Below are 4097 nucleotides of genomic sequence, written 5' to 3'. Positions count from 1 at the left end.
CATCAGGCTCGATAATCCGTTGAAACAAATAACCCGTACCTCTAGCGGTGAGAATCAGTTCGGGATTGCTAGGATCTTCTTCCAATTTAGCGCGGAGCCGCGAAATATGAACGTCCACGACTCTAGTATCGACGTGACGTTCGGGAGTATAGCCCCACACCTCTTGGAGAATTTCCGATCGTGAGAAAGCCTCACCCGATCGACTCACAAGTAGTTCGAGGAGACTAAACTCCATCCCGGTGAGCCGAATCCGCTCGTCGGACTTGTACACTTGGCGCTTGTTGGTGTCGATTTTAATGGTGGCAATTTGGATCACCCCAGAACTGGGAATGCCATTGAGTCCATTTTTATCAACCCGTCGCAATACCGATCGAATCCGCGCTTCGAGTTCTTTGGGAGAAAAGGGTTTGACAACATAGTCATCCGCACCTAACTCCAGTCCCGTAATCCGATCGGCGACATCGCCCAATGCCGTTAACATGATGATGGGGACATCAGATTCTTTGCGTAGCTCCTGACATACCCCGTAGCCATCGAGCTTGGGCATCATCACGTCAAGCACGACTAAATCGGGGCAGGTTTCGCGAAAAGTTTCGAGGGCTTCTTCCCCATCTGCCGCTGTAACTACATCATAGCCAATCATGGAGAGGCGAGTTTCTAAAATGCGACGGATGCTAGCCTCATCATCAACGACCAGAATAGTTTCCTTATGATTTTCCAAGCTTATCAAAGCTCCTATCGTATAGTGGTAATTTTTTTAACGTTAACTTTTAACATCCTAAGATTAAGATTATCATTAATTCTAACTAAATTGGTGCAGTCAAACCCCTTCAGAAATTGGAACTGCGTCGATTGCCAGTTCCAACCCGTTCGCATTTTTTAATTATCGATCGAGTCTACTTGCCCCAGTAGCTGCAACTGAGTGCATGTTCGATCGACTAGTACAGCATTGAAGAGAGATTTAGCCCCACGATCGCTCCACCAAAATCTACTAACCTTTAGTAATCTGAACGCTGGCTCATTAGCTATCCTCTACTCCCTACCCTCTACCCTCCCCCCGCAGAATGGCAAAACAGCCGCGTACTTCCTATGTTTGTAATGAATGTGGATCGACATCTTTGCAGTTCTATGGCAAATGCCCGATCTGTGGTGTTTATGCTTCAATGGTCGAACAGGCTGCGCCATCAGCTTCCAGGGGCTTGGGGGTAAAAGCTCTCAACGGTCGATCGAGTGACGAGCAACCACATCCATTAGCCGCTTTAACTTTTCCCGAAATTATCGATGGGGAGGAAGAACGCTGGGCGTCTGGGTTTGGCGAACTCGATCGGGTTTTAGGTGGTGGGATCGTGCCTGGTTCTCTCGTGTTAATTGGTGGCGATCCTGGCATTGGCAAATCGACCCTCTTGCTGCAGACTGCCAACCTGATGTCCAAGCACTATCGAGTGTTATATGTATGTGGAGAGGAATCGGGTAAGCAGGTTAAATTACGCGCTTCTCGCTTGGGAGTAGAAGGCACCAAGGGCGAACTCACCAGTGCAGAAATTGAGGCAAATGGAGCCAATGGAGCCATTGAAGGCGCAAAACAATTAACCGTCGCTGATGGCGCAAATTTATACGTCCAAGCCGAAACCGATCTCGAAGAGATTCTCAGAGAACTAGAATCCCTCAAACCTCACGTTGCCGTCATCGATAGTATTCAGACTGTCTATTTCCCCGCCCTGACATCCGCTGCGGGTTCGGTCGCCCAGGTACGGGAGTGTACGGCAGCACTGATGAAAGTCGCCAAGCGGGAAGATATTACCCTGCTAATCGTCGGACATGTTACCAAAGAAGGCGCGATCGCGGGGCCGAAAGTGTTAGAACATTTGGTCGATACCGTCTTGTACTTTGAAGGCGATCGGTTTGCCTCTCATCGGCTGCTCAGATCGACCAAAAATCGCTTTGGAGCCACTCATGAAGTCGGCGTGTTTGAGATGGTCGATCGGGGATTAAGAGAGGTTGACAACCCGTCTGAGCTGTTTGTGGGCGATCGACAGGGGATGGCTCCAGGTACCTCAATTGTCGTTGCCTGTGAGGGCACCCGACCGATCGTCGTCGAGTTACAAGCCTTAGTCAGTCCGACGAGCTATCCATCACCTCGCCGTGCGGGGACGGGCATTGATTACAATCGCCTCACCCAAATTCTGGCCGTCCTCGAAAAACGCGTCGGGATTCCCCTCTCAAAACTAGATGCCTATGTCGCTTCGGCAGGTGGCTTAAATGTCTCAGAACCCGCTGTAGACTTGGGTATGGCGATCGCGATCGTGGCTAGTTTCCGCGATCGCGTCGTCGCTCCATTTACGGTACTCATCGGCGAAATTGGCTTGGGCGGACAAGTGCGGCAAGTTTCCCAATTAGAATTACGTCTCAAAGAAGCTGCTAAACTCGGATTCAAACGTGCGATCGTCCCCAAAGGACATCAAACTTTTCCCGATTTAGGGATGGAAATTATTCCTGTCAACCGCGTCATCGATGCGATCGTTGCTGCCCTGCCAGCAGAAACGGAAAGAGAAGATATTGACGAGGAGTGATGTTTTGTAACGTGAACATACCAATGGATAGATAGGGTGAATGTTAAATTATTGGTATTTGAGGAATATTCAGCCACACACGATCGATGTAGATCGATCGTGTGTGAGGCGAGCTAATTACGGGACTGGGAGTTTACCTATTCCCTATTCCCTATCCTTTGTCCCCTATCCCCTAATCTTATGTTTCCAATCGATGATGACAACCCCACAATTATTACCCCCTTTATTACTTATGGGTTAATTGCGCTCAATGTCCTGATTTTTCTCTATGAGTTGACTTTTTCCGAACAAAGTTTGACCCAATTTTTCTATCAATGGGCAGTCGTCCCGATCCAATTAACCGGTGAATTTACCGGAAATGCTTATCCCGCTTTGCGTGGTGGCGAACCACCGGAAGTTTTGACATTGATTACTTCCCAGTTTCTCCACGGTGGTTTTTTACACGTCGCGGGAAATATGTTGTTCTTATGGATTTTTGGCAACAATGTCGAAGACCAACTAGGGCATCTTAAATTTCTCTTTTTTTATCTAGCTTGTGGCGTACTCGCCAGCTTAGCTCAGTGGTTTTTCAGTCAAGGCTCGCAATTGCCATCACTCGGTGCTAGTGGTGCGATCGCGGGTGTGATGGGAGCTTATATTATTCGTTTTCCCAATGTCAGTGTCAGAACGGTCATTCCGATCGGAATTTTCCCCTTTTTTACGAGGATTCCGGCTTATTTTTATCTAGGAATTTGGTTCTTACAACAGGCTTTATATAGTTTTGCCACGCTGGCACCGCGTATGAATGTGGGGATGGAAAGTGGTGGCGTTGCTTATTGGGCACATGCTGGCGGTTTCGTCTTTGGTGCGATCCTCGGCCCGATTCTGGGATTGTTTTCACAGCGATCGGAAGCGTAGTTTTGAACTCAAACTAAAATGGTGGTTAATATCCACCTTCGATACTTTCAAAAACATGAAAGTGAGAGCGGTTATTTTTGATTTGGACGGAACACTACTCGATCGGGAAAGCTCGATCGAGCAGTTTATTTTTATGCAATATGACAGATTCGATCGTCATCTAAGTCGTATTCCTAAAATAGATTATGCCAAGAGATTCATTGAGCTGGATTGCCTGGGACATGTCTGGAAAGACAAGGTTTATCAAACGCTAGTTGCTGAGTTCAATCTAGATCGGATCGGTTGGCAGGAGTTGTTAGCAGATTATGAATCACAGTTTCAATTTCATTGTGTGCCATTTCCTTTTCTCTTTGAGATGCTAGATGCCTTGAAACAACAAGGTTACTTACTAGGCATCATTACAAATGGGCGCGGCGAATTTCAAAAGAAAGCGATCTCAGGATTGGGTATTCAGGAATATTTTGATGTCATTCTCATTTCCGAAATAGAAGGCATGAGAAAACCGCAACCAGAAATTTTTCAGAAGGCTATGATTCAGTTAGGCATAAAGCCTGAAAATAGCTTTTTTGTTGGTGACAATCCTGAAGCAGATATTGAAGGGGCAAAAAATGCCAAGATGCACACCATCTG

Annotated in this window: 4 protein-coding genes; 3 read left to right on the top strand and 1 reads right to left on the bottom strand. The window is 47.1% G+C overall.

Features of this window, described 5'->3' with window-relative positions; all coding sequences use genetic code 11:
- A partial coding sequence (gene rpaB / locus RMO27_RS13160) for a response regulator transcription factor RpaB (protein ID WP_396133708.1) occupies positions 1–730 on the bottom strand: 730 nt, incomplete at its 3' end.
- A 334-nt stretch (positions 731–1064) separates the two neighbouring features.
- Here rpaB and radA point away from each other — a divergent pair.
- From radA to RMO27_RS13145, 3 genes are all read left to right on the top strand, one after another.
- The gene (gene radA, locus RMO27_RS13155) at positions 1065–2570 is read left to right on the top strand and encodes a DNA repair protein RadA (RefSeq protein ID WP_309733173.1); all 1506 of its coding nucleotides are present in this window, start codon (positions 1065–1067) and stop codon (positions 2568–2570) included.
- Positions 2571–2750: 180 nt separating this feature from the next.
- Positions 2751–3467 (top strand): rhomboid family intramembrane serine protease, encoded by a 717-nt coding sequence (locus RMO27_RS13150; protein WP_309733171.1) that lies wholly within the window; start codon positions 2751–2753, stop codon positions 3465–3467.
- 82 nt (positions 3468–3549) lie between these two features.
- A partial coding sequence (locus RMO27_RS13145) for an HAD-IA family hydrolase (RefSeq protein ID WP_309733169.1) occupies positions 3550–4097 on the top strand: 548 nt, incomplete at its 3' end.

Source organism: Chamaesiphon sp. OTE_75_metabat_556, assembly GCF_031378165.1.
Taxonomy (GTDB): domain Bacteria; phylum Cyanobacteriota; class Cyanobacteriia; order Cyanobacteriales; family Chamaesiphonaceae; genus Chamaesiphon.
The sequence above is the reverse complement of the archived record's forward strand: the minus strand, read 5'-3'. Positions and strand labels throughout refer to the sequence as shown.